Here is a 1,147-nt window from a genome sequence, read left to right as displayed (position 1 = left end):
AATTGACCCGGCTGATGCAGTATAGCGCCGATCTGTGCGCCAGGATCGGCGCGGAGACGGGGCAGGACGTCGGCTGGAAGAACGTCGGCAGCCTTCGGCTGGCCGCTTCCGACGCGCGCTGGGAAGAACTGAAGCGCGCCGCGACCGCCGCCAAGAGCTACGGCTTCGACATGGAACTTGTCGGGCCGGACGAGGTCAGGCGGCTCTATCCGCTCGCCGACGTCAAGGATTTGCGCGGCGCGACCTGGATCGCCTCCGACGGGCATGTCGATCCCTATTCGCTGACGCAGGCCTACGCCAGGGGTGCGCGCACTGGCGGCGTGCGCATCGTGGAAGGCGTCGCCGTTACCGGCTTCACCATCGAGGGCCGCCGCATCGTCGGTGTCAGGACCGTAGAGGGCGAGATCGGTGCGAGATCGTGGTCAACGCCGCCGGCCTGTGGGCGCGCCAGTGCGGAGAGATGGCTAGGAACGATCGGCCCCGGTCACCGTTGTCGAACACCAGTGTTTCGTTACCGAAAAGTCGCCGCTGGTGGCGGACAACCTGCCGACACTGCGCGACCCGGATGCCAATTTCTACGCCAAGCAGGAGCCGGCCGCGCTGGCCATCGGCGGCTGGGAGAAGGAAACGCGTGCCGTCAACGGCAACGCAAGCTGCCGATGGGCTTCGGCCAGGAACTGTTCCCCGACGATCTCGACCGCATTTTCCGAAGTGATCGAGGGCGCCTCGGCCCCTATCCCGGTGTGGGCGAGCTCGGCGTGCGTTCGGTGGTCAACGGACCGATTCCGATTTCGGCCGATGGCGAACCGGTGATGGGGTTTGCCGGCGACCTCGACAATTTCTTCCTCGCCTGCGGCTTCACCTCGGGTATCGCCGCTTCCGGCGGCGCGGGCCATGGCCAACTGGATTCTCGAAGGCGATCCCGGCATGGACTTGTGGGCCTTCGACCTGCGTCGCTTCGGCGCGCCGCATACCGGCCTTGCCTATCTGCGCGACAGCGCCATCGAGGCCTATTCGAAATATTATGCCGTTGCCTGGCCGGAAGAAGAACGCTCGGCCTGCCGGCCGCTGCGCCGCTCGCCGCTCCACCCGGTGCTTGGGCGGCGGGGCGCGGTGAACGGGGTAAAGTTCGGCTGGGAACGACTCA

At 66.6% G+C, this 1,147-nt stretch carries 2 pseudogenes; both read left to right on the top strand.

The window, feature by feature from the left end:
- Positions 1 to 14: 14 nt before the first annotated feature.
- Positions 15 to 836 (top strand): annotated as a pseudogene (locus ACFOHJ_RS24875) (NAD(P)/FAD-dependent oxidoreductase); the annotation flags it as partial.
- 58 nt (positions 837 to 894) lie between these two features.
- A pseudogene (locus tag ACFOHJ_RS24870) lies at positions 895 to 1,147 on the top strand (GcvT family protein); the annotation flags it as partial.

It is taken from the genome of Aquamicrobium soli, assembly GCF_042646345.1.
Lineage (GTDB): Bacteria > Pseudomonadota > Alphaproteobacteria > Rhizobiales > Rhizobiaceae > Mesorhizobium > Mesorhizobium soli_A.
Note: the sequence above shows the minus strand (reverse complement) of the source record. Positions and strands in the feature narration are given on the sequence as shown.